The sequence below is a fragment of the Arthrobacter sp. CAL618 genome (assembly GCF_000468215.1).
GTDB lineage: Bacteria > Actinomycetota > Actinomycetes > Actinomycetales > Micrococcaceae > Arthrobacter_D.
In genome coordinates, this window is sequence record NZ_ASZW01000008.1 from 1 (window position 1) to 1459 (window position 1459).

The following is a 1459-nucleotide window of genomic DNA, read 5'->3' on the forward strand; positions in this document are numbered from 1 at the left end:
GGGTGCTAGCCCAGGCGTGCTTTCAGGTTGTCATCGAGGGTCGCAAGGAATTCCTCGGTGGTCTGGTATGCCTGGTCCGGTCCGACGAGGGCCGCGAGGTCCTTGGTCATGTGGCCGGCCTCGACGGTCTTGATGACCACGTCCTCGAGGGTTTCAGCGAAGGTGATGACCTCCGGGGTGTTATCCAACTTGCCGCGGTGCATCAGCCCGCGGGTCCACGCGAAGATCGACGCGATCGGGTTGGTGGAGGTGGGCTTGCCCTGCTGGTGCTGGCGGAAGTGACGGGTCACCGTGCCGTGGGCGGCTTCAGCCTCGACGGTCTTGCCGTCTGGGGTCATGAGCACCGAGGTCATCAGACCCAGCGAGCCGAAGCCCTGGGCGACGGTGTCGGACTGGACGTCGCCGTCGTAGTTCTTGCAGGCCCAGACATAGCCGCCTTCCCACTTCATGGCGGAAGCCACCATGTCGTCAATCAGGCGGTGCTCGTAGGTCAGGCCAGCCGCTTCGAACTGGTCCTTGAACTCGGCGTCGAAGACTTCCTGGAAGAGATCCTTGAACTGGCCGTCATAGGCCTTGAGGATGGTGTTCTTCGTCGACAGGTACACGGGGTACTGGCGCTGCAGGCCGTAGGCGAAGGACGCCCGGGCGAAGTCGCGGATGGACTCGTTGAAGTTGTACATGCCCATCGCCACGCCGCCCTCTTCAGGCATGGTGACGACGTCGAACTTCATTGGCTCGGAGCCGTCAGCGGGCTCGAACATCATGGTGACCTTGCCGGGGCCCGGCACCTTGAAGTTGGTGGACTTGTACTGGTCACCGTGCGCGTGGCGGCCGATGATGATGGGCTTGTTCCAGCCCGGCACCAGGCGCGGGATGTTGGAGATGATGATGGGTTCGCGGAAGACGACGCCGCCGAGAATGTTGCGGATGGTGCCGTTGGGCGAAACCCACATCTTCTTCAGGCCGAATTCTTCGACGCGGGCCTCATCAGGGGTGATGGTGGCACATTTGACGCCGACGCCGTGCTCTTTGATGGCGTTTGCGGCGTCAATGGTGACCTGGTCATCGGTCGCGTCGCGGTTCTGGATGGAGAGGTCGTAGTACTTGAGGTCGATATCCAGGTAGGGGTTGATCAGGCGGTCCTTGATGAACTGCCAGATAATCCGGGTCATCTCGTCGCCGTCGAGTTCGACAACCGAACCCTGTACCTTGATTTTTGTTGCAGGCGCGTCAGCCACACGGTCTCCTTGTGGTGGTGGGCCGGCAGCCGTTGTGATGGACGCAGCACGGCCCGTGATTTGTACTGGTTTTATCCTGCTCAACTATGCCACAGGCCACTATTGGTGCCCTAAATGGGCTCACCGGGAAGGTGCCCTTCGGTGGGCGCAATGTTTCCCCAACGGTCCATCATGGACCCGGGCGGAATGGGTTTACCCCACCGGTCGGTGGCCGGGGCGGG

1 protein-coding gene is annotated in these 1459 nt (G+C 61.8%); it reads right to left on the minus strand.

The window, feature by feature from the left end; translation table 11 throughout:
• Positions 1 to 5: 5 nt before the first annotated feature.
• A complete protein-coding gene (locus tag K728_RS0100170) occupies positions 6 to 1238 on the minus strand; it encodes an NADP-dependent isocitrate dehydrogenase (protein WP_019481971.1) in 1233 nt (410 codons plus the stop codon).
• Between the last annotated feature and the right edge of the window lie 221 nt (positions 1239 to 1459).